The sequence below is a fragment of the Pseudooceanicola sp. genome (assembly GCF_029213205.1).
Classification (GTDB): domain Bacteria; phylum Pseudomonadota; class Alphaproteobacteria; order Rhodobacterales; family Rhodobacteraceae; genus Pseudooceanicola.
Map to the genome: position 1 here is coordinate 1 of NZ_JARGNH010000027.1, position 25148 is coordinate 25148.

Below are 25148 nucleotides of genomic sequence, written 5' to 3' on the forward strand. Positions count from 1 at the left end.
AAAATCATGCGTGTGGGAATCCCCGCGATTCAGGTTTTTGGCGGGACGCTTTAGCCCAAGCAATGAGCCGCCCCATGACAAACAACCATATCACCATCTCAAATTCATCCGTAGGCGTCCTGAACACTGGTGACCTTGCAAAGATCAACGCGGTGATAACGATCACGGAAGGGAGTGATGCTGAGGAGTTGGGTCACACCGTCAAAGACTTCGCGCAAGCTGTGGTCGATTCCGACGAGATCACGAAAGAGGAAAAGCACGAGGTAGGCGAACTGCTCGGCACCCTGTCGGAACAGATCGCCGGAAAGCGCTCCAAACCCGTGATCGGAAGCGTTCTCAAAGGAATTGAGGAGCGGGTAAAATCCGTGAGTGTGCTGTGGGGCTTCGCCGAGAAAATCGGTAAGCTGCTAATAGATCTTGGCATCTTAACTTGACGATCTTGCTCGTGGCCCCGGCCAATTGCCCTCTGCCTTGCCTCTCGGCGCTCTGGTTGGCCCTTCGCCCCATCCTGCCGCCGCACCAATCGCGAGACGCCCCGTCCGACAGCTTCTGGTGGCGTCATCTCACGCTCGGCCCACCATCCCCGATTGTTGGCTCGTTACAGGGCTGTTTCCGAATATTTCGCGTTCGGCACTTTCGGGAAGCTGACATTGGCGCGAATGCGTCTAGCGGTCACTTCGTCCCGCAACGCCGACCTAAATGCTGACCACGATGAACATCTGCTTTGGTTCAGTAGGGCCTGACGTTTGGGATAATACTGCGTGACGCGGCCCGTTGATCGGAAGCACGGAACCCACTGCACCGAGCCAAATATGCGCGCTGCTCTGCACGCACCAACGCTCTGACATCACGAACCATCGGCATCCCTCGGCTGGCGTCGACCGGTTTCAGCCCGCCTGATGTCGCGCCTTTTCATTCTGATCCACAAACGACACCGCGATGTCGCCCGCTGCGTTGCGGCACCCGCTAAAATCGGTCATCTGACCTGCGCAACACCACCCTTCGGATCCCCCCGCCATGACCACCTCTGTCGAACTCCTTGGCTATGTCGCCGCCGCGCTGGGCACGGTCAGCTGGCTGCCGCAGACGATCAAGACCTGGCGTAGCCGGGCGGTGGCGGATCTGTCGTTCTGGGCCTTGCTGCTGGTCTTTGCCACGGTGTCGGCCTGGTTGATCTACGGGGCGCTGATCGTCAACTGGCCGCTGATCGTCGCCAATGTGATCTGTGTGATCCTGGTCGGGCTGCTGGTGATTGCCAAATGGCGGTTTGATCCGCGCCGCGCCCGGATCTGATCCAGGCCGTCCGGTCGGGCGGCATCGGCCTCCACGGATGTGAATGCGTCACCGCATGCCATTGCTTCGAATTGACGCAACGGTCAAAACATTGTTCCCTAAGTAAGCAAGAGGCGGCGTCAGCGCCGTGATCCGGCGTGAGGAGAGGCGCCCGGACTGGATTCGGGTCAAGCCCCGGACAGCGCCCGGAGCGTTCGTTCCCAACGTCCAACAGATCGAGGATAGCCACCCGATGAGCCAGGATATCGTCACCCGACTGAAAACCGATGCAGCCTATTGGGCGCGCGGCAACCGCTTTGGCGATTTCAGCCCGGGCCAGAGCTTTACCCATCATTGGGGCCGCACCATCACCGAAGGCGACAACACCACGTTTTCGATCCTGACGATGCATTACAACCCGCGCTACACCAATGCGGAATTCGCCCGTGCTGAGGGCCATCCCGACACCCCGGTGAACCCGCTTCTGGTGTTCAACACGGTGTTCGGCCTGACGGTCGAGGATTGTTCCGAAGGCGGCGGGCCGTTCCTGGGGGTCGATGATCTGGACTATGGCGTGCCGGTCTATCCCGGCGATACGGTCTATGCCGACAGTGAAACCATCGACAGCCGCGAAAGCGAAAAGCGGCCCGATTTCGGCATTGTCACCTGGGCCACGCGCGGCGTGAACCAGCGCGGCGAGGAAGTGATCCGCTTTCGCCGCACCAATCTAGTGAGGAAAGCGCGATGATGGACGACACCTATTCCCGGGACGGCAAGGGCTATTTCACCGAGGAGCGGATCATGATCCGCGATTCAGCCCGCGATTTCACCATGCGCGAGGTGCTGCCGGTCGCCAATAAACTGGACGGGCCTGACGGCGAGATCCCGATGGATCTGCGCCAGAAGATGGCCGATATGGGCTATTTCGGGATCACCATCCCCGAGGAATACGGCGGGCTTGGCCTCGGCGCGTTCGAATATTGCCTGGTCGCGGAACAGCTGGCGCGCGGCTGGATGTCGGTCGCCTCGATCATGGCGCGCGGCCAGGGCGGGATGATCCGTCGGGTGATGACCGAGGAGCAGCAAAAGGAATACCTGCCACGGGTGGTGCGCGGTGAGTTCCTGAACGCCTCTTCGCTGTCCGAACCCGGCACCGGATCCGACCTCGCCTCGATCTCTTGCCGGGCGGTGCGCGATGGCGACGATTGGGTGATCACCGGCTCGAAATATTGGTGCACCTTTGCCGATGGCGCCGATTTCATGACGGTGTTTGCCCGCACCGCGCCGCCGCCGAATTCATCCAAGCGCTGGATGGGCATCTCCTGTTTCATGATCGAAAAGCCGCGTGGAGAATTGCCCAAGGGCGTGTCGGGCTCGAATATCCCGAAAATCGGCTATTTCGGTTGGAACACCCTGGAATTGTCGTTTGACGGCTGCCGGGTGCCCGCCGCCAACCTGATGGGCGAAGAGGGGATGGCGTTCCGGATCATGGCCAAGGGGCTGGAAACCGCCCGCGCCCATACCGCCGCCCGGGCCATTGGCCTGGCACAGGGCGGGCTGGAGGATGCGCTGGCCTATGCCCAGGAGCGTCAGCAGTTTGGCCGCCCGATCGCCGAATTCCAGGCAATCCGTTTCAAGCTGGCGACGATGGCGACCGAGGTCGAGGCGGCGCGGCAATTGCTCTATCACGTCTGCAACGAGATCGACCAAGGTCGGCGCTGCGACAAAGAGGCGTCGATGGTGAAATATTTCGCCACCGAAATGGCCGAACGGGTGACCTCCGAGGCGCTGCAGATCCTTGGCGGTGCCGGTTATACCAAGCTGCACGCCGTTGAACGCTATTGGCGCGATGCCCGGCTGACCAAGATTTTCGAGGGCACCAGCGAGATCCAGCAGCGGATCATTTCCGACAACCTGCTGGGCAAGTCGGAGGTCGACAAATGGATCACCGAAACCGCCTTTGAAAAAGCCTGGGGAGACAAGTGATGGACGTGGCGGCCCGCACCTCTGCCAACAATTATTTTGAGGATTTTCAGCCCGGCCAGGTGATCCGCCACGCGCGCGGCAAGACCGTGACCGAAATGGACAACGTGTTGATCACCAATATGGTGATGAACACCGCCGAGGCCCATTTCAACGCGCATCGGATGCAGGGCGGGCAGGGGCACGGGGTGTTCAACGACCGTGTGGTGTTCGGCGGCATCAACCTGAGCATGGTGATCGGTCTGGCGGCACAGGACACCGCCGAACAGGCGGTGCGCGAGGTCGGGATGACCAATATCCGGCTGAAACACCCGGTCTATCACGGCGATACGCTCTATGCGTTTTCCGAGGTGCTGGAGGTTGCGGATGGCGACGATCCGAAAACCGGCGTTGTCACCTTCCGCCATTACGGGATCAACCAGGATGACAAGCTCTGCGTGATGGCCGACCGGCGCGTGGCGCTGAAGCGGCGGGGCTAGGGCATGGCGCCAAAGACCTTCCCCGGTGCGCTGGAAGGCGTCGTTGTGCTGGATCTAACGATGATGCTGGCGGGGCCTTTCGCCAGCATGATGTTGGCCGATCAGGGCGCGACAGTGATCAAGATCGAACCGGTCGGCGGCGACAACACCCGGCGGATCGGGCCGCATCTGGACGGTGAGTTGAGCCGCGAAGACGGCGGCTATGGCGCCTATTTCGGTTCGATAAACCGCAACAAACGCTCGATCTGCATCGACTTCAAATCGCCCGAGGGCGTGGCGCTGTTCCATGACATGGTGAAACAGGCCGACGCGGTGCTGGAAAACTATCGCGGCGGCGTGGCGGATCGGCTGGGCAACTCCTATGAGGTGCTGCGCGAGATCAACCCGGCACTGGTCTATGCCTCGGTGCGCGGCTTTGGCGATCAGCGCGGCGGCGTTTCGCCCTATGGCCATTGGCCGGCCTATGACCCGGTCGCCCAGGCGATGGGCGGCATCGTCGGCATCACCGGTCCCGAACAGGGCGGCACCCCGACCAAGATCGGCCCCGGTGTCGGTGACATCATCCCGGCGATGTATGCCGCCTTTGGCCTTGTGTCCGCCGTGCTGCGCGCCCGCGCCACCGGGCAGGGGCAATATGTCGACATCGGCATGGTCGACAGCATCATGGCGACCTGCGAGCGGGCGATATTCCAGCGTGGCATGACCGGCGAAAACCCCGGGGTTGAGGGCAATCATCACCCGCTGCTCTGCCCGTTCGGGTTTTTCCGGGCCAAGGATGGCTGGGTGTCCATCGCCGTGCCGAACGATAAATTCTGGGAAATCCTGACCGGGCTGATTGGTCGGCCTGACCTAAAGGACGATCCACGCATCGGGCAGAACGAACAGCGGCTGGATCATCGCGCCGAGGTGGTGGCGCTGGTCGAGGAATTCACCCTGCCGCGCACCCGGGCGGAGCTGGCCGAGAGTCTGGGTGGCCATGTGCCCTTCGGCCCGGTCTACCGCGCTGATGATCAGTTCAACGACCCGCATTTCGCCGCCCGCCAGATGCTGGCCGAGGTCGATCACCCGGGCACCGACCGCAAGGTCACCATTGCCAATACCCCGGTCAAGATGACCGGCACCCCCGGCGGGGTGCGCGCCCGCGCGCCGCTGACCGGCGAACACACTGACCGTATCTTGGAAGAATTCGGAATTGGCCCCGATCGCATCGCAGCCTTGCGGGCGTCTGGTGCCGTCGATTGAGGGAGAAAGAACCATGACCACCAGACCCAAACGCCTGCGCCGCTGCCAATTGTCGGTTCCGGGATCGAGCGAAAAAATGATGACCAAGGCCGCCGGTCTTGACGTCGATTACATCTTTCTCGACCTTGAGGATGCGGTTGCGCCCGACCAGAAACGCCCGGCGCGCAAGAAAATCATCGACGCGCTGAACAACCTCGATTTCGGTCGCTCCACCCGCTGCGTGCGGATCAACGACCTGACCACTGAATATGCCGCCGAGGACATTATCGAGATCATGGAAGGGGCGGGTGAAAACCTTGACCTGATCATGCTGACCAAGGCGCTGGGCCCGGATGACATCACCTTTTGCGACAAGCTGATGACCCAGATGGAGAAAAAGCTGAAGCTGAAGAAACGCATCGGTCTGGAAACCCTGATCGAAGAGGTCGAGGCGATGCAGAAGGTCGACGAGATCGCCTGCGCCAGCGACCGGCTAGAGGCGCTGATTTTCGGGATGGGCGATTATTCCGCCAGCCAGGGCGTCAGCACCAAGGATATCGGCGGCGACACCGGCTATCCCGGTGACATCTGGCATTACCAGCGGCAAAAGATGACCATCGCCGCGCGGGTCAACCGGATCGACGCGGTCGACGGGCCGTTTGCCGATTTTTCCAATCCCGAGTTCTTTCGCGAGGAATGCCGCCGCTCTATGATCCTCGGCATGGTTGGCAAATGGGCGATCCACCCCAGCCAGGTTGAAATCGCCCAGGAGGTGTTTTCGCCGACCGCCGAGGATGTCGATCGCGCCCGCCGGATGCGCGAAGCCTTTGACGCGGCGATTGCCCGCGGCGAAGGTGCGGCGCAGTTCGAGGGCCGGATGATCGACATCGCTTCGATGCGCATCGTTGATCGGGTGGTCGACCGGGCCGACATGATCGGCATGTGAGCCACTGACGGCTCAGGCAAAAAGGGGGGGGCTGAATGCTCTATCGCGATTTCGCCACGCAGGAAGAGATCGACCGGCAATATGATGTCGGCACCTATCATCCTGCCGCCCCCAGCCTCAGCGCGGCCAAGATCACCCGGTCGCGCGAGGCGCGTGCAACACTGACCTGCAAACTGGACGTCGCCTATGGGCCACGGCCCCGTCAGAAGCTGGACGTGTTTCCTGCCGCCGAACCGGGCGCGCCGGTGCTGGTGTTCATCCATGGCGGCTATTGGAAGAGCACGACCTCGACCAAGGAAACCCATTCCTGGGTGGCGCTGGGCTGTCAACCGCGCGGCATCACCACGGTGGTGGTCGAATATGACCTCTGCCCAGGGGTGACGATTGATACCATCGTCGCGCAGGTGCGTGACGCCGTGGCCTGGGTCCGGCGCCACATTGCCGATTACGGCGGCGACCCGCGCCGTATCCATGTTGCCGGCAGTTCTGCCGGGGGCCACCTGACGGCAATGGTCGCGGCGACCGACTGGGAAGAGCATGGGCTGCCGCCGGACACGTTGTCCGGGGCAACCGGGATCAGCGGGCTCTATGACCTTGCGCCGTTTGAATTCAGCTTTCTGCAACCGGTGTTGCATCTGGACGCCGGGCGCATTGCGCGGAATTCGCCGCTCGGTCTGGCTCGCCCCGGGCTCTGCCCGCTGCTGCTGCTCTGGGGCGGCGATGAAACCTCGGAATTTGAACGGCAGGCGCGGGCGATGCAGGCGGCCTGGAGTGGGGCTGGCAACGCCGCGGCGCTGGCCGCGATTCCGGGGCGCGATCACTACTCGATTTCCGGCGGCCTGCTCGATCCCGATGACAGCGCCTTTGGCCAGGTGTTCTGGCCGCATCTCAACGCCTGCTGGGCGCGCGACAGCTGAAGCCCGAGGCGATAAGCCCGGCGTCAGCGACGCCGACCGAGGCTGGTCGCACCATCCCAACATCTGTGTCGCGCTGAGGCGCGCGGCAATCCCGGTGAAACGCTGGGCCAGACCGACGATCTGGCCCATGGCCTGGCCCATGGCGCGGTCTCTCTCTGCGTCACCGGCGGCTTTGCGGACCGTCAGGCGATCGGGCGGCGAGACAGGTTCGCAGGCAGGATCCCGCGCGAGACGTTGCTTTTTGGGCGTGCCATGACCGTCGCGTTTCGCGTTTTCATCCCGATCACTGCCGGTTCTTTTGGCATCTCAGTCAGAACCTGAGATGCCCCTTGGTCAGATCGCCTGGGTTGGCTTCTCCGCCATCGCTGACGGGGTAGGCCGCGACCGAAGGACGAGTCTTCCAGTTGGCCTCGGCCTCGGCAAGCATCGGGAAATGGCGACGCCAGTCACTTTCAGGCCACCGCAAATCCAGTTGCCCAAGCGCACATATGACGGTGATTTGGCCGATCCCGAAGGGGGTGGAAGCCAGTGCCCCGGCTTCGTCCTCGAGCTTCTGCATTGATGCGCGGACCTTTTCAGACCAGACATCGACCACCGCCTGCCAGGGGCCGGTCTCGCGCGTCAGTTCGGTCCGCCAGATCAGCAGGATGTCGGTCATCCCGTCAGCAAGGGCCTGCCAGCGGATCTGGGCCATGCGTGGTGCCAGTTCCGACGGGAAAAGGCCGGTGCCGGTCCGCAGGTCGAGGTATTCGCAGATCACCCGGCTGTCGAACAGCGCCAGCCCATCCTCGGTCACGAGCGTCGGAATCTTGCAAAGCGGATTATCCACGATGATCGCCGGGTCGGGGGTGCGGCTCAGCCCGACAGGAGACCGGACACATTCAATTTCGTCCTGAAGTCCGGTTTCATGAGCGACGATCATCACCTTGCGGACAAAGGGCGATCGGGGGGACCAGTGGAGTTTCATCATCAAGCAACACCTTCGTTTGAAGTCAGGGCATCTGGTAGAGTGCGGATCCACGCGACAATTGGTGTCGCGACCTCTTCGGGTTTCTCGTCAGCCAGGACGTGGCTTGCGTCGTTGAGCCGGGCCACAGCCTCTTCGATAGCGTTACGGTGGCAGGGGCGATAGTTCTCTTGCGTGATATTGCCGATATGTGGCGTGGCGCGGGCGTTCGGCAGACGTCGGTACGGAGGGGTCTCAGAGACGGCTCCCGGCAATAGACGTCAAAGGCGGCGCCCCTGATCCATCCCCTTTCAAGCCGGTTGACCGGGCAAGCCTCGTCCTCAATCGGTCCGCGCGTGGCAGTCACAGGCACCGCAGCCGGTTCCACCAGCTATGACCTGGCGACCGCCCAGACCTGTTGCCTGCCGTGGTGATGCGGTCTGATGTGGCCAATATTTGGATACCCACAAGTTATTGCGGTTATCCCCAACAAATTGCTTTACAGAGCCAAGAACAGGCCCCACCATATTTGGTAAGAAGCAGGGGGCTCGCCCCAGCTTCTGGATAAGGCACCTAGCTCTGGGGGGAGCTGAGCCCCCAGTTGCTACGCAAAAAACGAGGCGGCGCCATGGCAGTATCCGAACAATTTATCCAGGAAGACCTGCATCCCATCGACATCGTCGAAACCCTGGCCGAACATCACGATTGGGATTTCGATCGGATCGGCGATGATCAGATCGCGATGGCGGTCGAAGGCCAGTGGCGAACCTATTCCATCACCCTGGCCTGGTCCGGCTACGACGAGACCCTGCGCATGGTCTGCACCTTTGAAATGGAGCCGCCCGAGGAAAAGATGCCGCTGATCTATGACCTGCTGAACCGGGTCAACGATCAGTGCTGGGCGGGCAGTTTCACCTGGTGGGACGAGCAAAAGCTGATGGTCTATCGCTATGGGCTGGTGCTGGCCGGTGGTCAGATGGCGTCGCCCGAGCAGATCGACACGCTGATCAAGGCAGCCGTGCTGAGCGCCGAACGCTACTATCCGGCCTTCCAGCTGCTGGCCTGGGGCGACCGGACTCCGGCCGATGCATTGCAGGTGGCCATTGCAGAGGCCTACGGGCGCGCGTAAACCTGCCCCCGATGCAGCGCGGCAGGGGGAACTATGGCGTTTCAAGAGATTTCCCGCCGCGGCCTGGTGCTTCTGGGCTGCGGCAAGATGGGCGGCGCGATGCTGGCCGGATGGCTGGATCGCGGCATGCCGACGGCCGCCGTCCATGTGATCGACCCGCAGCCTTCGGATTGGCTGAAGTCCACCGGCGTGGCGATCAATGGCCCGCTGACCGCCCATCCAGCCATCGCCCTGGTCGCGGTGAAGCCGCAGATGATGGGCGACGCGCTGCCAGCCCTGCGCGCCATGGGCGGCGGAGAGACGCTGTTCGTCTCCATCGCCGCAGGCACCCCGATCGCCCGGTTCCAGACCGAATTTGGCGCCGCCAGCCCGGTGATCCGGGCGATGCCCAACACCCCGGCCGCGATTGGCCAGGGCATCACTGCGATGATTGGCAATGCCGCCGTCACCGCCGCGCATCTGGACCTGGCCGAGGCGCTGTTGTCGGCGGTCGGGCAGGTGGTGCGGCTGACGGATGAGGCGCAGATCGACGCGGTGACCGGGGTTTCCGGCTCTGGACCCGCCTATGTCTTTCACCTGATCGAAACCCTGGCGGCGGCGGGGGTGGCCCAGGGGCTGCCCACCGATCTGGCGATGGCTCTGGCCAAGGCGACGGTCGCGGGCGCTGGCGCGCTGGCGATGCAGGCGGAGGAGGATCCGGGCCAGCTGCGCATCAACGTGACCAGCCCCGGCGGCACAACTCAGGCCGCGCTCGAGGTGCTGATGGATGCCGAAACCGGCTTTCCGGCGCTGCTGCCGCGCGCGGTGGCGGCGGCGGTTGCCCGATCCCGGGACCTGGCCGATGGCTGAGATCTCCTTTGACGATTTCCTCAAGGTCGACATCCGTGCCGGGCGGGTGACACGGGCCGAAGCCTTTCCCGAGGCGCGCAAACCGGCGATCAAGCTCTGGCTCGATTTCGGACCCGAGATCGGTGAGCGTAAATCCTCGGCCCAGATCACCACCCATTACATGCCCGAGACGCTGATCGGCAAAACCCTGCTGGCGGTGGTGAATTTCCCGCCGCGCCAGATCGGGCCGTTCCGCTCTGAGGTGCTGGTGCTGGGGCTGGCCGATGCGGCAGGGGAGATTGTGCTGATTTCGCCGGACGACGCGGTGCCGTCGGGCGCGCGGCTGCAGTGACCCGGGTTCTGATCACCCGCCCGCTGCCCGACAAGGTGCTGGCCGAGGCGGAAAAGCATTTCGATATCGAGGTGCGTGACGGCAACGCGCCGATGAAACGCTCGCAATTGCGGGCGGCGCTGGTGCTGCATGACGGGGTGCTGGCGACCCTGGGCGACCTGTTCGACGCCCAGGCGTTTTCGGAATTCGACAGGCCGCGCTGCCGGATCATTGCCAATTTCGGCGTCGGCTATAATCATATCGACGTGGCTGCCGCCCGCGCCGCCGGGATCGCCGTCACCAACACCCCCGGCGCGGTTACCGATGCCACCGCCGATATCGCGATGACGCTGATCCTGATGACCGCGCGCCGCGCCGGTGAGGGCGAGCGGATGTTGCGGGCGGGCAAATGGGAGGGCTGGCATCCGACCCAGATGCTGGGGCTGCATGTCAGCGGCAAGACCGTCGGCATCATCGGCATGGGCCGGATCGGCCAGGCGGTGGCGCGACGGTGTCACCACGGCTTTGGAATGAAGGTGATCTACGCCAATCGCTCGGTCAAGGCCTCTGATGTCCCGGCCCGGCAGGTGACACTGGAGGACTTGGCGTTGCAGGCCGATATCGTCGTCACCGCGGTGCCCGGGGGGGCGGACACCCGGCATCTGCTGGGCGCGGCGTTCTTTCAGGCGATGAAGCCGGGGGCGGTGTTCGTCAATGTGGCGCGCGGCGATGTGGTGGACGAGGCGGCGCTGATCACGGCCCTGGCGGAGGGGCAAATCGCTGGCGCCGGGCTTGACGTCTATGAGAACGAGCCGGAGGTGCCGGCGCCCCTGCGGGCGATGGAGAACGTCACCCTGCTGCCGCATCTGGGCACTGCGGCGCTGGAAGTGCGCGAGGCGATGGGGCTGCTGGCGGTGGAGAATCTGCGCGTGGCGTTGGCCGGGGAGGTGCCGCCGAACCTGGTGAATTAGGCGGCAGGTGAATGCCGGCGGATGAATGCGGCGGCGCCTGTTGGGTTCGGCGGGCAGGGTTGCGGCCGATTGAGGGGGGCTGTCTGCCCCCCGCCGCCTGCGGCGCCCCCCCGAGGATATTTTGAACCAGAGGAAGCCGGGGGACGGTCGAATGGCGGGTCCGTTCAGTTGAGTTGATCGCCGGTTTCTTCGCGCCAGTGCTGGCGGCAAAGAGCGACATAGGTTTCATTGCCGCCGATCTGCACCTGGGCGCCGCTGGTCAGGGCGCGCCCGTCGGCGCCGCGCCGCACCACCATGCTGGCCTTTTTGCCGCAATGGCAGATGGTGCGCACCTCGCGCATTTCATCGGCCAGCGCCAGCAGGGTGGCAGAGCCTTCGAACAGCTGTCCGAGGAAATCCACCCGCAGCCCGTAGCACATCACCGGCAGCTGCAGGTCATCGACGGCGCGGGCCAATTGCCAGACCTGATCACGGGTCAGGAATTGTGCCTCATCGACAAAGACGCAGGCGATGGGCGCATCCGCCTGCCGGTCGCGCAGCCGGGCAAAGAGATCGTCATCGGGGGCAAAGGTGTCGGCGGCCGCGCCAATGCCGATGCGCGAGGCGATCCGCCCCTGGCCGGCGCGATGATCGAGCCGGGCGGTCAGCAGATAGGTCTGCATGCCGCGCTCGGCGTAATTATGCGCCGCCTGCAGCAGGATCGTCGATTTGCCGGCGTTCATGGTGGAATAGTGGAAATAGAGCTTGGCCATGCGGCAATTACGCCGGGATCGGCGCCGCTGTCCAGTGCGGGCCGGGCCTCGGCATTTCCATAATCGGGGGAAGTTTAGATCAGCGGCACCAGTGGCACGCTGCAGGCGGCCAGGGCCAGCATGGAAATCAGCGCCGCGGCGCGAAACAACAGGTGGCGGCTCATCGGTGACCCTCTGGGTTCTGTTTATATGTCCTGCAGGGCGCGCACGTCGAGTTCACCGTCTTGCCGAGCGACAATCGCCTGAACGGCGGCCTGTGCGCCCGCTGCCGTCGTATAATAGGGGATCTTGTCATACAAAGCGACCGAGCGAATCTCGCGGCTGTCCTCAACCGACTGGGTGCCCTCGGTTGTGTTGAAAACCAGTGACACTTGCCCGTCTTTCAGCTGATCGACGATGTTCGGGCGGCCCTCATAGACCTTGTTGACGATTTCGCAGGCGATGCCCGCCGCTTGCAGCCATTCCGAGGTGCCGCGGGTGGCGACGATGGTAAAGCCGAGGCTGACCAGGCTCTGCGCCGCCTGCAGGGTGGCGGTGGTCTTGTCGAAATCCTTGATCGAGATGAACACCCGGCCTTCGGTCGGCAGGTCGGTTCCGGCGCCGAGCTGCGCCTTGAGAAAGGCGCGGGCAAAGCTGCGGTCCGATCCCATCACTTCGCCGGTGGAGCGCATTTCCGGGCCGAGGATGGTGTCAACGCCAGGGAAGCGGGCAAAGGGCAGCACCGCCTCTTTCACTGCGAAGCCTTCGATGCGCGGATCGACCAGGTCGAAGCCATCCAGGGTCTCCCCGGCCATCACCCGGGCGGCGATCGAAGCGATCGGTGATTTCACGGCCTTGGCGACAAAGGGCACGGTGCGCGAGGCGCGGGGGTTGACCTCGATCAGAAAGATCTCGTTCTCGCCCTGTTCATTGGCCTTGACCGCGAATTGCACATTCATCAACCCGACAACGCCCAGCTCCAGAGCCAGGGCGCGGGTCTGGGTTTCCAGCTCGGCCACGATTTCCGGCGACAGCGAATAGGGCGGCAGTGAACAGGCGCTGTCACCGGAATGCACGCCGGCCTCTTCGATATGCTGCATGATGCCCGCGACATGAACCAGGGTGCCGTCGCAGATCGCATCGACATCGACCTCGATCGCGCCGGACAGATAACTGTCGAGCAGCACCGGGCTGTCGCCTGACACCACCACGGCGTCGCGAATATAGCGGCGCAGATTGTCCATATCACGCACGATTTCCATGGCCCGGCCGCCCAGGACATAGGAGGGGCGGATCACCAGCGGAAAGCCGATGTCGTCGGCAATCGCCAGTGCCTCTTCGTCGGAATGGGCAATGCCGTTATGCGGCTGTTTCAGCCCCAGACGGTTGACCAGTTCCTGGAACCGCTCGCGATCCTCGGCCAGATCGATGGCGTCGGGCGTGGTGCCCAGGATCGGGATCCCGGCCTGTTCCAGCGCATTGGCCAGTTTCAGCGGGGTCTGGCCGCCGAATTGCACGATCACCCCATGCAGGGTGCCATTTGTCAGCTCGACCCGCAGGATCTCCATCACATGTTCAAAGGTGAGCGGCTCGAAATAGAGCCGGTCGGAGGTGTCGTAATCGGTGCTGACGGTTTCCGGGTTGCAGTTGACCATGATGGTCTCGTAACCGGCGTCGGTCAGCGCGAAACAGGCGTGACAGCAGCAATAGTCGAACTCGATCCCCTGGCCGATCCGGTTCGGTCCGCCGCCCAGGATCACCACTTTCTTCTTGTCACTCGGGCGCGCCTCGCATTCGACCTCGCCCATCACCGGGACTTCGTAGGTGGAATACATATAGGGGGTTTGCGCTTCGAATTCGGCGGCGCAGGTGTCGATGCGTTTGAACACCGCATTCACGCCCAGGTTCATCCGGGCGCGGCGCACATTATCTTCGTCGCGGCCGGTCAGCATGGCCAGACGGGCGTCGGAAAAGCCCATCATCTTGAGCCGACGCAACCCGTCCTCGGTGACCGGCAGACCCTGGGCGCGCACCACCTCCTCGGTCTCGATGATTTCGCGGATACGGGCGAGGTACCAGGGGTCATAGGCGGTGGCGGCGGCGATTTCGATATCGTCGAGCCCGTGGCGCATCGCCTGGGCAATCACCCGGATCCGGTCCGGGGTCGGGCGGGCCAGTGCCTTGATCACGGCGGCCTTGTCGGGCGCACCTTCGATTGCGATCTCGTCGAACCCGGTCAGCCCGGTTTCCATCGAGGCCAGCGCCTTTTGCATCGATTCATGGAAGGTGCGGCCAATCGCCATCGCCTCGCCAACCGATTTCATCGCGGTGGTCAATTCCGGCTTGGCGCCGGGGAATTTTTCAAAGGCAAAGCGCGGGATCTTGGTGACGACATAGTCGATGGTCGGCTCGAAGCTGGCGGGCGTCACCTTGGTGATGTCATTGTCGAGCTCGTCCAGCGTATAGCCGACCGCCAGTTTGGCTGCGATCTTGGCAATCGGGAAACCGGTGGCCTTGGACGCCAGCGCCGAGGAGCGGCTGACCCGTGGATTCATCTCGATCACCACCATGCGCCCGTCGGCGGGGTTGATCGCCCATTGCACATTGGAGCCGCCGGTTTCGACGCCGATCTCGCGCAGCACGGCAATCGAGCCGTTGCGCATGATCTGGTATTCCTTGTCGGTCAGGGTCAGGGCAGGGGCGACGGTGATGCTGTCACCGGTGTGCACCCCCATCGGATCGACGTTTTCGATGGCGCAGACGATGATGGCGTTATCCGCCTTGTCGCGGACCACCTCCATCTCGAATTCTTTCCAGCCGAGCAGGGATTCATCGACCAGGATCTGCGCCATTGGCGAGGCTTCCATGCCGGAGCGGCAGAAATATTCGTAATCGTCACGGTTATAGGCGACGCCACCGCCGGTGCCGCCGAGGGTAAAGGCAGGGCGGATGATCGCGGGCAGGCCGACATATTCGATCGCCTCCATCGCAATCGCCAGCCCGGCCTTGATGTCGAACTTGCCATCGTCGTTCTTCGGCGCGGTTACGATGGTCGCCTTGGGGTTTTCCAGGCCGATCCGGTCCATCGCCTCGCGGAACAGTTTGCGATCCTCGGCCATTTCGATGGCCTGCCGGTTGGCGCCGATCAGCTCGACGTTGAACTTGTCGAGCACGCCCATATCGGCCAGCGCCAGGCTGGTGTTCAGCCCGGTTTGCCCGCCCATGGTCGGCAGCAGGGCATCGGGGCGCTCTTTCTCGATGATCTTGGCGACCATTTCGGGGGTGATCGGCTCGATATAGGTGGCGTCGGCCATGTTCGGGTCGGTCATGATCGTGGCCGGGTTGGAATTGACCAGGATGACGCGATAGCCCTCTTCGCGCAGGGCCTTGCAGGCCTGGGCGCCAGAGTAATCGAACTCGCAGGCCTGCCCAATGACAATGGGCCCGGCGCCGATGATCATGATCGAAGAGATATCGGTTCTTTTCGGCATAAGTCCCCCGCGCGCGCAAATTGAGCGGGTTATACTTGTGGGTCACCCGGGCGCAAGAGCGGATAGTGGGCGCGCGGCTATTCGGCCATGTAATCCCGCGTCAACGGCACCGCATCCTGACGCCGGGCCAGCTGCACCTGATAGACCACCTGTCCGTCGTGGCGAAAGGTCATCTCGGCCGCCGCCAGATAATACCGCCACATCCGGCAGAACCTGTCGTCATAAATCGCCCGCGCCTCGTCGATGCGGGCGCTGAAGCGGTCAAACCAATGGCGCAGGGTGGTGGCATAATGCAGCCGCCAGACCTCGATATCGGTTTTCCAGAGCCCGGTGCGTTCGATGGCCGCCGACATTTCCGACATCGCCGGGACATAGCCGCCGGGAAAGATGTATTTCTGGATGAACGGGCTGGTGACCCCCGGCGGTTTCTCGCGGCCAATGGTGTGGATCAGGGCGATGCCGTCCGGGGTCAACAGCCGCTCGACCGTATCGAAATATTCCCGGTAATGCGGCACCCCGACATGTTCGAACATGCCCACCGACACGATCCGGTCAAAGCTTTCGGTGACATTGCGGTAATCGCAGAGACGGAAATCGACCTTGTCGGCCAGCCCGGCCGCCTCGGCGCGGCTGGTGGCGACGGCATGCTGCTCCTTGGACAGGGTGACACCCACCACCTCGGCCCCGTGTTCGCGCGCCAGGGTCAACGCCATGCCGCCCCAGCCACAGCCGATGTCCAGCACCCGCATCCCCGGCTCGATCAGCAGCTTGTTGGCAATGTGGCGCTTCTTGGCGGCCTGGGCCGCGTCCAACGTCATGTCAGGATGTTCGAAATAGGCGCAGGAATATTGCCGGTCTTCATCCAGGAATAGATCATAAAGCTCCCCGGACAGGTCATAGTGGTGGGCGATATTGCGCTGGGCCTTGCCGATCGGATTGGCCTGGGCCACCCGCCGCATCGCCCGTTGCGACAGCGCCAGCGGCGCCTGCCACCACGCGTTTCTGGTCTGCGACATATTGCTGAGTATCAGCGCAAAGAAGCCGTGCAGGTCGTCGTTTTCGATCTCCAACCGGCCATCCATATAGGCCTCGCCCACCGCCATATCCGGGCCGAGCACGACCTTGCGCGCCAGATCGGCGTCTTTCACCGTCACCTTGACCGAACCCGCGCCCTGACCATCGCCAAAGGCCCGCGCCCGCCCGTCATGCAACACCAGGGTCAGCCGTCCGCGTCGGACGATCTGGTTGAGGAAATCAAAAAGCAGCTTGTCCCACACAGGCGCGCCTCCAAGGTTATCAATTTAATCATCAGTTCGGGGAAATCCTGCCCCGGTTTCGCCGCAGGTCAAGCCCCAAGCGCCCGCAAATCGGCCTGCCGACTTGACTTTGCCGCCTTGGCGCGGTGTATCGGCGCTCACCAGACACCAGACCCCAAAGGCACATCATGCACGCATTTCGCAGCCACACCTGCGCCGATCTGACCGCCAAGAACGTTGGTGAAACCGTGCGCCTTTCCGGCTGGGTGCACCGGGTGCGCGACCATGGCGGGGTGTTGTTCATCGACCTGCGTGACCATTACGGCATGACCCAGGTGCTGTGCGACCCGGACAGCCCGGTGTTTGCCGAGGTTGAAAAGGCCCGCTCGGAATGGTGCATCCGCATCGACGGCGAGGTGAAGGCGCGCGCCGAAAGCCTGGTGAATTCGAAAATCCCGACCGGCGAGATCGAAGTCTTTGTGCGTGACCTCGAAGTGCTGGGCGCGGCCAAGGAATTGCCGCTGATGGTGTTCGGTGATCAGGAATATCCCGAGGAAACCCGGCTGCGCTATCGCTATCTCGACCTGCGGCGCGAGGTGATGCAGGGCAATATGGCGCTGCGGTCGGACGTGGTGGCCTCGATGCGCAAACGCATGTGGGACCAGGGCTTTCGCGAATACCAAACGCCGATCATCACCGCCTCAAGCCCCGAAGGCGCGCGCGATTTCCTGGTGCCATCGCGGCTGCATCCGGGCAAGTTCTATGCGCTGCCGCAGGCGCCGCAGCAGTTCAAGCAATTGCTGATGGTGTCGGGCTTTGACAAATATTTCCAGATCGCGCCCTGTTTCCGCGACGAAGACCCGCGCGCCGACCGCTCGCCCACCGATTTCTACCAGCTTGACCTTGAGATGAGCTTTGTCACCCAGCAGGACGTGTTCGACACGATCCAGCCGGTGATCGGCGGAATTTTCGAGGAATTCGGCGGCGGCAAGACGGTCGACAAAGACTGGCCGCAGATTTCCTATGCTGACGCGGCGCTGAAATACGGCTCGGACAAGCCGGATCTGCGCAACCCGATCGAGATGCAGGTGGTCTCTGAGCATTTCGCCGGATCCGGCTTTGCCATTTTTGCCAAGCTGTTGGAGCAGGAGGGCACCGAAATCCGCGCCATTCCCGCGCCGACCGGCGGGTCGCGCAAGTTCTGTGACCGGATGAACGCCTTCGCGCAGAAGGAAGGGCTGCCGGGGATGGGCTATATCTTCTGGCGGAAGCGCGACCGCTCTCCCGTCTACGAAGACGTGATGGCGAAGATCGAGAGCGGCGACACCGACTTTGAAAGGTTCAATGCCGAATCCGAGTATTTCAGAAACTTCGAAGCGCAGATAGTCCAGCTAATCAAAGCAGGTGATCCGCTCGACAAGATAAAAGCTCGAGAATTGGCCGAGATGTATTTGGGCGACCTCGAAGCCGCAGGCCCACTCGCCAAGAACATCGGCCCGGAACGCACCGAAGCGATCCGCCAGCAACTCGGCCTGGCTGTCGGCGACGCGGCGTTCTTCCTGGGTGGCAAGCCGAAGCAATTCGAACCGGTGGCAGGGCGGGCGCGCAATGTCATCGGCGAAGAGCTCGGCCTGACCGACAAGAACCGCTTTGCCTTTGCCTGGATCGTCGATTTCCCGATCTACGAAAGGGACGAGGAAACCGGCCGGATCGATTTCGAACACAACCCGTTCTCGATGCCCCAGGGCGGGCTGGAGGCGCTGCAGGGCGATCCGCTGGCGGTGCGTGGCTATCAATATGACCTGGCCTGCAACGGCTATGAGCTGGTCTCCGGCGCGATCCGCAACCACAAGCCCGAGATCATGTTCAAGGCCTTCGAAATCGCCGGCTATGGCCGCGACGAGGTCGAAAAGCGCTTTGGTGGCATGGTCAACGCCTTCCAATACGGCGCGCCGCCGCATGGAGGCTGTGCCGCCGGGGTCGACCGGATCGTGATGCTGCTGGCCGAGGCCGACAACCTGCGTGACGTGATGCTGTTCCCGATGAACCAGCGCGCCGAAGACCTGATGATGGGGGCGCCGAGCGAGCCCACGGCAGAGCAGCTGATGGAATTGTCGCTGAGGGTGATCCCGCAGGAGTGAGAGAATGCTGAACAGGTTGCGGGATCAAGGGTTTGACGTTCTGACCCGCAACCATTCGGACGCGATTCTGAGCTTTGATTTTCCCGATGAATTGGCCGAGATCGTGACCGCCCTCAGCGCGTTCCGGATTTCCATGGCCGAGCTGATTGGCGGTGGTGGCGGCGAAAGCGGGCAGACCCAGCGTCTGCGTCGGGCACTGGATGCGGCGCGCTGGCGCAAGCACAATTTTCATGTCCAGACCATTGTCGATGGAGTCGAACGGGACGGCATCAGCCATGAGGTGGATCATGTGCGTTTCACCGGCAAGGGTGCGCTGGCGCTTGAGGTCGAGTGGAACAACAAGGATCCGTTCTTTGACCGGGATCTGGAGAATTTCCAGCGATTACACGCACTTTCGGCGATTTCGGTTGGGTTGATCGTGACCCGTGGTGCCTCGATGCAGGAGGGGTTTCGCGGGCGGATCACCGATTGGCTGCGGGCCAATGATCTGCATTCGGAGGGTGATCTTGAGCGTCTGGGCATCGGCGACCGGACCCAGCGCCAGAAGGACCGGGTGGCCGGGCAGGTGGCGCGGGGGGTGGCGTTTCACGAGGCCTTTGCCACGGCCTTTGTGCAGGACAAGTTCGGCCCCTCCACCACCCATTGGGCGAAGCTGGAAGACCGGGTGGCGCGTGGTGTCGGCAATCCCTGCCCATTGCTGTTGATCGGCTTGCCGATGGCGATCCTGTCGGATGCGCCGACACAAGAGCAGGGCCCGGCGCGGCTGATCTGAGGCGCGACCTTGCGGAAGTCCGCTGGCGCGGCCTGTTGCTCTGGCTGAGTTTCAGGGGCGTTGCCCCTCTGGCCTGCTGCGCAGGCCATTCACCCCAGGATATTTTCGACCAGAGGAACCGGGGGAGGCAAGCGAGAGGGAGGGCTATTCGGCGGCGACGCCGGAATTATAGGCGTAGGTCTTCCAGGTTGGTTTGTAATCGGCATCGGCCTGATTGCCCCAGACCGTCCAATTGTCGCGCTGGCCACGGCCGAACAGTTCCAGATAGGGACCCCAGGAGCAGTCTTCGATCAGCTTGTATTGCTCGTCCGGTTTGCGCGAATGTTCGCGTTTGCGGGTCTGCATCATGTTCACCTGGCTGCGACCGGGCGGCATGGTGCGGGCGTTCTTGCCGCGGGTCCCGAACAGCAGGATCTCGGTCACGTTGCGGAAGTAAAAGCCGACACCGCGCCCGTCACTGCCGCCATCCTTGCGGATCTTGTGCCAGATGATGTTGGATTTATAGGTGAAACCCCAGGCGTCCAGCACCTTGAGCCCATCCGGCAGCAGCGCGTTGGGCACCCACATGTAGCAATGCGCGCGCTCCTCAAGATGCTCGGCGACCGGCAGGGCGCAGATGTCGTCGAGATTCATTGTCGGATAGCGCGACAGGCGTTTGTGTTCCGGCGCGACCTTGCCGGTGCGGTTGGTGAATCGCCAGGGCGGGTCGGCCATGACGCAGCCAAACCGGGCACCGTCCAGGAATTTACGCAGGTCTTGGGATGGGTTGCTCGACATATTCAATATATAGCGTCCCGGCGCGGGTTCTGTCCATGGAACATAATGTGAACTCGTGAGGTTAATCAACCGTCAATTGCACCGGGTGGCGGTCAGGCGACGTCTTCGTCGCCGGCCAGAAGCTGCGCCATCAGCGCCGATTCCAGCTCTTTATCAAGTTCCTTGGCGCGGGTGATATATTCGTGGTTCCTGGAGATTGGAATATCGGGGTCCCAGAGTTCGGCCAATTCGCGCATCGTTTGCCGGTCATGGTGATAGAAGGTGGTCTCGGCCTCGGCGGCCTCGTAATCGGTGAGGCCGATGTTTTCCAGCACATAGCGCCCGGCGCGCAGCGAGCTGTCGAACATCTCGCGCACGATGTCATCGGCGCCGGCGCGATAGAGGCGATAGACATGGGTGCGATCGCGGGCGCGGGCGACGATATGCAGATCGGGGCGCTCCTTGCGGGCATAGGTGACCAGCCGGGTCGCGGCCTCGGCATCGTCGAGGGCGACCACCAGAACCCGGGCCTTTTCCAGCCCGGCGGCGCGCAGGATATCGGGCCGGGTCGGATCGCCGAAATAGCCCTTGAAGCCAAAGCGGCGCATCATCTCCACGGTTTCGGGGTCGTGGTCGAGGATCACCGTCTTGAAACCGCTGGACACCACCAACCGGTTCACCACCTGGCCAAAGCGTCCGATCCCGGCGATGATCACCGGCCCGTCCTGGTCGATTTCATCGGGTTCCGGCAGCACCCCGGCCTCGGTCATCCGCCGCGAGATCTTGTCGTAGAGGATAAAGCCCAGCGGCGTCAGCAGCATGGTGATTGCAATTGCCAGCAGCACCAATTCGCTGAGCGCATCCGGCAGCACCCCGGTCTGGCGCGAAAACGACACCAGGACAAAACCGAATTCACCGGCCTGGGCCAGCGCCAGGGTAAACAGGAACAGGTTGCGCCCGCGCAGGTGGAACACCCGGCCCAGCCCATAGAGGATGATGCCCTTGAGCAGCATCACCGCCACCGCCATGCCGAGGATTACCCCGGGCGCGCGCAGCAGCACCCCGAAATCGATCCCGGCGCCGACGGTGATGAAGAACAGGCCAAGCAGCAGGCCCTTGAACGGTTCGATGTCGGATTCCAGCTCGTGACGGAATTCGCTGTTGGCCAGAACCACCCCGGCGAGGAACGTGCCAAGCGCCGGTGACAGGCCGACCAGCATCATCAGAAACGCGATGCCGACCACGATCAGCAGCGCCAGCGCCGTATACATCTCGCGCAGGCGCGCGGCGTGGATGAAGCGGAACACCGGTCGGGCCAGATAGACCCCGGCCAGGATCACCACCGCGACGGCACCCAAGGTCACCAGGGTGACACCCCAGCCGGGCAGGCCTTCGACAATCGACATGTTGCCATGATCGGGGGATGTCGGCACCGGACCGATCGAGCCATCGGGCTGGATGGCGAATGAGACCGCCCCGACCGTTAGCAACGGCAGCAGCGCCAGGATCGGGATCACCGCGATATCCTGGGTCAGCAGCACCGAAAACGCCGAGCGTCCGCCCTGGGTTTGGATCAGGCCCTTTTCGCTGAGGGTCTGCAGCACGATGGCGGTGGAGGAGAGCGAAAAGATCAGCCCGATGGCCAGCGCATAGGTCCAGGGCTGGCCCAGCGCCAGCGCCGCCACCATGATCGCAAGGGTGGTCAGCACCACCTGCATGCCGCCGAGGCCGATCAGCCGGTGCCGCATATCCCAAAGCGTGCGCGGCTCCAGTTCCAGCCCGATCAGGAACAGCATCATCACCACGCCGAATTCGGCAAAATGCTGCAAATCCGCGGTTTCGCCGCCGACCAGGCCCAACACCGGGCCGACGACGATACCGGCAACCAGATAGCCCAGGACCGACCCCAACCCCAGCCGCGCCGCAATGGGCACCGCGATCACTGCGGCGGCCAGATAGATCGAGGCTTGGAAAAGAAATCCGTCCATGTCGGTCCCGATGTAGGTGTTGTGTCCAACCTAGCACGCTCATCTGGTGCGGCCAGCGGCAAACGCCGCGAACACGCCGGGCTGCGCGGGTTTCTGGCGGATTATGCGTTCAGCCGGTCCGAGGTCGGTTTCAGCGCTGCATAGAGCACCGAATGGATCGGCGTCGCCACCCCGTGGCGCTGACCGAAACGCACCACATCGCCGCTGAGGAATTCGTGCTCCAGCGGCTTGCCGCGTCTGAGATCGTCCAGCATCGAGGCATGCATGTCATGCGGCAGGTTTTCCACGAACATCCAGTTCTCTGCGACCGTGTCCTCGGGCAGGTCGGGGACGACGGCCTTGCCAACCTGAAACGCTTCGACGGTGGCGTCGTAAAACAACTGGCGTGATGCCGGGTTGTCGCGCAGCGGCCCGATGTCGAGCTGTGTCAGGGTGGTCAAGGATGCCAGGGTGCTCTGGCCAACGAACTTGCTCCACAATTGATGCAGGATATTGTCGGGAATAATGGCTGTGGTCTTTGCCTCGGTCATCGCCGTCGCAAGTGCCGCGCATCGTTCGGATCGCGTGCCATCAGCTTCGCCAAAGATCAGCCGGTCGAACATGGCGCTGTGGCGGATGACGCCGGGCTCCACAATCTCGCCGGGGATCCGGGCGACGCCGGGCACGACATGCTGCGCACCGACGATCGCGCCCAGCCGCTCCCAGGCCGAGATGCCGTTCTGGCAGGTCACGATCAAGGTGTCGGGGCGGATCATCGGCTTGATCGCCTCGGCGGCGGTTTCGACATCGCCGTTCTTGACCATGAACAGGATCACATCGACCGGGCCGACCTCAGCAGGGTCGCCGGTGGCGTGGATGTCGGGCAGATGGGCATCGCCGCGCGGGCTGAGGATGCGCAGGCCGCCGGTTTGTATCGCCGCCAGATGTGCGCCGCGGGCGATCAGCCAGACATCATGCCCGGCCTGGGCCAGCCGCCCGCCGAAATACCCGCCAAGCGCCCCAGCGCCCATAACCGCGATCTTCATTGCCTACCCCTGTTTTGGTGCCCACGACCATAAAAGCCCGACGCCGAGGGGCCAAGCCCTTTGGCCCAGCGCTCTGCCCCTTCCATCGGCCCATTACAATTGCCCATCACATCGGCAGTGCCGCGTCCTGTTTGAACTGGTCCATCACGATCTGGCTTTGCACCCGTGTCACCGTCTGATGCGCCAGCAGCACCTCGTGGATCAGCACATGCAGCGCCCGCAGATCGGCGCAATAGACCCGCAGCAGATAGTCGGATTCACCGGTCAGGGTCCAGGCGCTGGTGATTTCGGGCCGGGTTGCCACCATCCGGGCAAAGTCACGGCTTTGCGCCGGACCATGGGAGCCCAATTGCACTTGCACAAAGGCCTGGACCGCCAGTCCCAGCCGCGCCGGGTCAAGCCTTGCGTGATAGCCCTGAATGAACCCGGCCTCTTCCAGCTTTTGCCGCCGACGCCCGGCCTGGCTGGCCGAGAGGTTCAGCCGCGCGCCCAGATCTTGCGCCGTCGCCTGGGCGTTCTGTTGCAGCGCCGCCAGCAGGCGCTTGTCGGTCTCATCCAGCATGCGTGCTTCTCGCTCAATTTCGCTAAAACAAGCCGATATCCCGCGTAGTTTGGCAATAAATGCCCTAAGAATGCGCAAAATACCAGCCCGCTTGCGTGTAGCCTGACACCACGTTCCCCAATCCAGAAGGCCGAGGTTTCCCATGGGCCCCTTTCCCCACGACGCGCCGCAATCCACCATCACCCCGGAGAACCCCGCCGGCACCGATGGCTTTGAATTTGTTGAATTCGCCCATCCCGATCCTGAGGAGCTGCGCCGCCTCTTCGCCAAGATGGGTTATCAGAAGGTCGCCCGCCACAAGTCCAAGGCTGTCGAGCTTTGGCAGCAGGGCGACATCACCTATATCCTCAACGCCGAGCCGGGCAGCCACGCCGCCGCGTTCATCGCCGAACACGGCCCCTGCGCCCCGTCGATGGGCTGGCGGGTGGTGGATGCCCGGCAGGCGTTCGATCATGCGGTGGCCAAGGGGGCGACGCCCTACACCGGCGACGGCAAGGTGATGCAGGTTCCGGCGATCATCGGCATTGGCGGTTCGCTGATCTACTTCATCGAGGATTACTACGACACCTCGCCCTATAATGCTGAGTTCACCTGGCTCGAACACTCCAAACCCGCCGGGGTTGGGTTTTACTACCTCGATCAGCTGACCCACAATGTCCACAAGGGCAATATGGACACCTGGTTCCGGTTTTATGGTGATCTGTTCAATTTCCGCGAGATCCGGTTTTTCGACATTCAAGGCAAATTCTCCGGGCTGTTTTCCCGCGCCCTGACCTCGCCTTGTGGCCGCATTCGCATCCCGATCAACGAGGATCGTGGCGAGGCCGGGCAGATCGTTGCCTACCTCAAGAAATACAACGGGCAGGGCATTCAGCATATCGCGGTCGGCGCCAGGGATATCTATGCCGCCACCGATGCGATTGCCGAAAACGGCATCCACTACATGCCTGGCCCCCCCGACACCTATTATGCACTCAGCCAGGACCGGGTGCCGGGCCACCAAGAGCCGCTGGAGAAGATGAAGAAACACGGTATCCTGATCGACGGCGAAGGCGTGGTCGATGGCGGTGAGACAAGGATTCTGTTGCAGATCTTTTCAAAAACCGTGATCGGCCCGATCTTTTTCGAGTTCATCCAACGCAAGGGCGATGACGGCTTTGGCGAGGGCAATTTCAAGGCGCTGTTCGAATCGATCGAGGCCGAACAGATCGCCAAGGGTGAATTGTCCGCCACCGATTAACCGCAGATTGGCCATCGCGCCCGCTGCAGCCACGCCCCAGCTTCTTCTGGTTTCAACTATCTTCGGGGGGGGGCAGACACCCCCCTTCGCCGTGCAAGGCCGCAGGGATATTTGGATTGGGCGGCAGGGCAGGGCAGGGCAGGGCCTTTGGCCTCGGGCAGTG

Annotated in this window: 23 protein-coding genes; 15 read left to right on the forward strand and 8 right to left on the reverse strand. The window is 62.9% G+C overall.

From position 1 onward, the window contains the following. From P1U48_RS15580 to P1U48_RS15615, 8 genes are all read left to right on the forward strand, one after another. Nucleotides 1-434 (forward strand): hypothetical protein (locus P1U48_RS15580; protein WP_301070103.1); only part of this gene is annotated, 434 nt, incomplete at its 5' end. A gap of 583 nt (nt 435-1017) precedes the next feature. Next, complete coding sequence (locus P1U48_RS15585) at nt 1018-1293, forward strand: SemiSWEET family transporter (protein ID WP_301070104.1); 276 nt, start codon at nt 1018-1020, stop codon at nt 1291-1293. Nucleotides 1294-1525: 232 nt separating this feature from the next. Then, a complete protein-coding gene (locus P1U48_RS15590) occupies nt 1526-2020 on the forward strand; it encodes a MaoC family dehydratase (RefSeq protein ID WP_301070105.1) in 495 nt (164 codons plus the stop codon). After that, nucleotides 2017-3258, forward strand: a complete 1242-nt coding sequence (locus tag P1U48_RS15595) for an acyl-CoA dehydrogenase family protein (protein ID WP_301070106.1) — start codon at nt 2017-2019, stop codon at nt 3256-3258. The genes P1U48_RS15590 and P1U48_RS15595 overlap by 4 nt, the downstream gene beginning before the upstream one ends. Beyond that, complete coding sequence (locus P1U48_RS15600) at nt 3258-3734, forward strand: MaoC family dehydratase (protein ID WP_301070107.1); 477 nt, start codon at nt 3258-3260, stop codon at nt 3732-3734. The genes P1U48_RS15595 and P1U48_RS15600 overlap by 1 nt, the downstream gene beginning before the upstream one ends. 3 nt (nt 3735-3737) lie before the next feature. Beyond that, nucleotides 3738-4976, forward strand: coding sequence for a CoA transferase (locus P1U48_RS15605; protein WP_301070108.1), 1239 nt, complete (start codon nt 3738-3740; stop codon nt 4974-4976). A gap of 13 nt (nt 4977-4989) precedes the next feature. Next, the gene (locus P1U48_RS15610; RefSeq protein WP_301070109.1) at nt 4990-5901 is read left to right on the forward strand and encodes a CoA ester lyase; all 912 of its coding nucleotides are present in this window, start codon (nt 4990-4992) and stop codon (nt 5899-5901) included. 35 nt (nt 5902-5936) lie between these two features. Then, nucleotides 5937-6818 (forward strand): alpha/beta hydrolase, encoded by an 882-nt coding sequence (locus tag P1U48_RS15615; RefSeq protein WP_301070110.1) that lies wholly within the window; start codon nt 5937-5939, stop codon nt 6816-6818. A 310-nt stretch (nt 6819-7128) separates the two neighbouring features. Here P1U48_RS15615 and P1U48_RS15620 read toward each other — a convergent pair whose 3' ends face one another. Beyond that, nucleotides 7129-7788 carry a glutathione S-transferase gene (locus P1U48_RS15620; RefSeq protein WP_301070111.1) on the reverse strand — a complete coding sequence of 220 codons (660 nt, stop codon included), beginning with the start codon at nt 7786-7788 and terminating at the stop codon, nt 7129-7131. 604 nt (nt 7789-8392) lie between these two features. On the opposite strand from P1U48_RS15620, the gene P1U48_RS15625 reads away from it, so the two are divergent. The 4 genes from P1U48_RS15625 to P1U48_RS15640 are packed head-to-tail and all read left to right on the forward strand — an operon-like array spanning nt 8393 to nt 11023. After that, nucleotides 8393-8893 (forward strand): YbjN domain-containing protein, encoded by a 501-nt coding sequence (locus P1U48_RS15625; protein WP_301070112.1) that lies wholly within the window; start codon nt 8393-8395, stop codon nt 8891-8893. Between the two features lie 33 nt (nt 8894-8926). Further along, entirely contained in the window at nt 8927-9742 is an 816-nt protein-coding gene (gene proC / locus P1U48_RS15630) for a pyrroline-5-carboxylate reductase (RefSeq protein ID WP_301070113.1), read from the forward strand. Next, entirely contained in the window at nt 9735-10073 is a 339-nt protein-coding gene (locus tag P1U48_RS15635) for a tRNA-binding protein (RefSeq protein ID WP_301070114.1), read from the forward strand. The genes proC and P1U48_RS15635 overlap by 8 nt, the downstream gene beginning before the upstream one ends. Further along, a complete protein-coding gene (locus P1U48_RS15640; RefSeq protein WP_301070115.1) occupies nt 10070-11023 on the forward strand; it encodes a D-glycerate dehydrogenase in 954 nt (317 codons plus the stop codon). Before P1U48_RS15635 ends, P1U48_RS15640 begins: the two co-directional genes overlap by 4 nt. A 164-nt stretch (nt 11024-11187) precedes the next feature. On the opposite strand, the gene P1U48_RS15645 is transcribed toward P1U48_RS15640, so the two are convergent. The 3 genes from P1U48_RS15645 to P1U48_RS15655 form a co-directional block, all read right to left on the reverse strand. Next, the gene (locus P1U48_RS15645) at nt 11188-11775 is read right to left on the reverse strand and encodes a thymidine kinase (RefSeq protein WP_301070116.1); all 588 of its coding nucleotides are present in this window, start codon (nt 11773-11775) and stop codon (nt 11188-11190) included. 185 nt (nt 11776-11960) lie between these two features. Next, a complete protein-coding gene (carB, locus tag P1U48_RS15650; RefSeq protein ID WP_301070117.1) occupies nt 11961-15245 on the reverse strand; it encodes a carbamoyl-phosphate synthase large subunit in 3285 nt (1094 codons plus the stop codon). A gap of 77 nt (nt 15246-15322) precedes the next feature. Next, nucleotides 15323-16522: a cyclopropane-fatty-acyl-phospholipid synthase family protein gene (locus P1U48_RS15655; protein WP_301070118.1), complete on the reverse strand. Its 1200-nt coding sequence runs from the start codon at nt 16520-16522 to the stop codon at nt 15323-15325. A 167-nt stretch (nt 16523-16689) separates the two neighbouring features. On the opposite strand from P1U48_RS15655, the gene aspS reads away from it, so the two are divergent. Both aspS and P1U48_RS15665 read left to right on the forward strand, forming a co-directional pair. Further along, a complete protein-coding gene (aspS, locus tag P1U48_RS15660; protein WP_301070119.1) occupies nt 16690-18642 on the forward strand; it encodes an aspartate--tRNA ligase in 1953 nt (650 codons plus the stop codon). Between the two features lie 4 nt (nt 18643-18646). Continuing rightward, nucleotides 18647-19414, forward strand: coding sequence for a BglII/BstYI family type II restriction endonuclease (locus P1U48_RS15665; RefSeq protein WP_301070120.1), 768 nt, complete (start codon nt 18647-18649; stop codon nt 19412-19414). A gap of 144 nt (nt 19415-19558) precedes the next feature. Here the strand turns inward: P1U48_RS15665 and P1U48_RS15670 are convergent, their stop codons facing one another. From P1U48_RS15670 to P1U48_RS15685, 4 genes are all read right to left on the reverse strand, one after another. After that, complete coding sequence (locus P1U48_RS15670; protein ID WP_301070121.1) at nt 19559-20191, reverse strand: MT-A70 family methyltransferase; 633 nt, start codon at nt 20189-20191, stop codon at nt 19559-19561. A 92-nt stretch (nt 20192-20283) separates the two neighbouring features. Continuing rightward, nucleotides 20284-22158 carry a monovalent cation:proton antiporter-2 (CPA2) family protein gene (locus tag P1U48_RS15675; protein ID WP_301070122.1) on the reverse strand — a complete coding sequence of 625 codons (1875 nt, stop codon included), beginning with the start codon at nt 22156-22158 and terminating at the stop codon, nt 20284-20286. A gap of 101 nt (nt 22159-22259) precedes the next feature. Beyond that, the gene (locus tag P1U48_RS15680) at nt 22260-23183 is read right to left on the reverse strand and encodes a 2-dehydropantoate 2-reductase (protein WP_301070123.1); all 924 of its coding nucleotides are present in this window, start codon (nt 23181-23183) and stop codon (nt 22260-22262) included. A gap of 106 nt (nt 23184-23289) precedes the next feature. Then, entirely contained in the window at nt 23290-23745 is a 456-nt protein-coding gene (locus P1U48_RS15685; RefSeq protein WP_301070124.1) for an Lrp/AsnC family transcriptional regulator, read from the reverse strand. Nucleotides 23746-23887: 142 nt separating this feature from the next. On the opposite strand from P1U48_RS15685, the gene hppD reads away from it, so the two are divergent. Then, nucleotides 23888-24985, forward strand: a complete 1098-nt coding sequence (hppD, locus tag P1U48_RS15690; protein ID WP_301070125.1) for a 4-hydroxyphenylpyruvate dioxygenase — start codon at nt 23888-23890, stop codon at nt 24983-24985. Nucleotides 24986-25148: the final 163 nt, after the last annotated feature.

Excerpts from the sequence above, each read along its gene's own strand:
- P1U48_RS15590 (WP_301070105.1), top strand. The coding sequence starts at position 1,526 with ATGAGCCAGGATATCGTCACCCGACTGAAAACCGATGCAGCCTATTGG.
- P1U48_RS15635 (WP_301070114.1), top strand. The coding sequence starts at position 9,735 with ATGGCTGAGATCTCCTTTGACGATTTCCTCAAGGTCGACATCCGTGCC.
- P1U48_RS15665 (WP_301070120.1), top strand. The coding sequence starts at position 18,647 with ATGCTGAACAGGTTGCGGGATCAAGGGTTTGACGTTCTGACCCGCAAC.
- P1U48_RS15585 (WP_301070104.1), top strand. The coding sequence starts at position 1,018 with ATGACCACCTCTGTCGAACTCCTTGGCTATGTCGCCGCCGCGCTGGGC.
- P1U48_RS15605 (WP_301070108.1), top strand. The coding sequence starts at position 3,738 with ATGGCGCCAAAGACCTTCCCCGGTGCGCTGGAAGGCGTCGTTGTGCTG.
- P1U48_RS15685 (WP_301070124.1), bottom strand. The coding sequence starts at position 23,745 with ATGCTGGATGAGACCGACAAGCGCCTGCTGGCGGCGCTGCAACAGAAC.
- aspS (WP_301070119.1), top strand. The coding sequence starts at position 16,690 with ATGCACGCATTTCGCAGCCACACCTGCGCCGATCTGACCGCCAAGAAC.
- carB (WP_301070117.1), bottom strand. The coding sequence starts at position 15,245 with ATGCCGAAAAGAACCGATATCTCTTCGATCATGATCATCGGCGCCGGG.
- P1U48_RS15610 (WP_301070109.1), top strand. The coding sequence starts at position 4,990 with ATGACCACCAGACCCAAACGCCTGCGCCGCTGCCAATTGTCGGTTCCG.
- P1U48_RS15595 (WP_301070106.1), top strand. The coding sequence starts at position 2,017 with ATGATGGACGACACCTATTCCCGGGACGGCAAGGGCTATTTCACCGAG.
- P1U48_RS15620 (WP_301070111.1), bottom strand. The coding sequence starts at position 7,788 with ATGATGAAACTCCACTGGTCCCCCCGATCGCCCTTTGTCCGCAAGGTG.
- P1U48_RS15675 (WP_301070122.1), bottom strand. The coding sequence starts at position 22,158 with ATGGACGGATTTCTTTTCCAAGCCTCGATCTATCTGGCCGCCGCAGTG.
- P1U48_RS15680 (WP_301070123.1), bottom strand. The coding sequence starts at position 23,183 with ATGAAGATCGCGGTTATGGGCGCTGGGGCGCTTGGCGGGTATTTCGGC.
- hppD (WP_301070125.1), top strand. The coding sequence starts at position 23,888 with ATGGGCCCCTTTCCCCACGACGCGCCGCAATCCACCATCACCCCGGAG.
- P1U48_RS15615 (WP_301070110.1), top strand. The coding sequence starts at position 5,937 with ATGCTCTATCGCGATTTCGCCACGCAGGAAGAGATCGACCGGCAATAT.
- P1U48_RS15670 (WP_301070121.1), bottom strand. The coding sequence starts at position 20,191 with ATGTCGAGCAACCCATCCCAAGACCTGCGTAAATTCCTGGACGGTGCC.
- P1U48_RS15645 (WP_301070116.1), bottom strand. The coding sequence starts at position 11,775 with ATGGCCAAGCTCTATTTCCACTATTCCACCATGAACGCCGGCAAATCG.
- P1U48_RS15625 (WP_301070112.1), top strand. The coding sequence starts at position 8,393 with ATGGCAGTATCCGAACAATTTATCCAGGAAGACCTGCATCCCATCGAC.
- P1U48_RS15600 (WP_301070107.1), top strand. The coding sequence starts at position 3,258 with ATGGACGTGGCGGCCCGCACCTCTGCCAACAATTATTTTGAGGATTTT.
- proC (WP_301070113.1), top strand. The coding sequence starts at position 8,927 with ATGGCGTTTCAAGAGATTTCCCGCCGCGGCCTGGTGCTTCTGGGCTGC.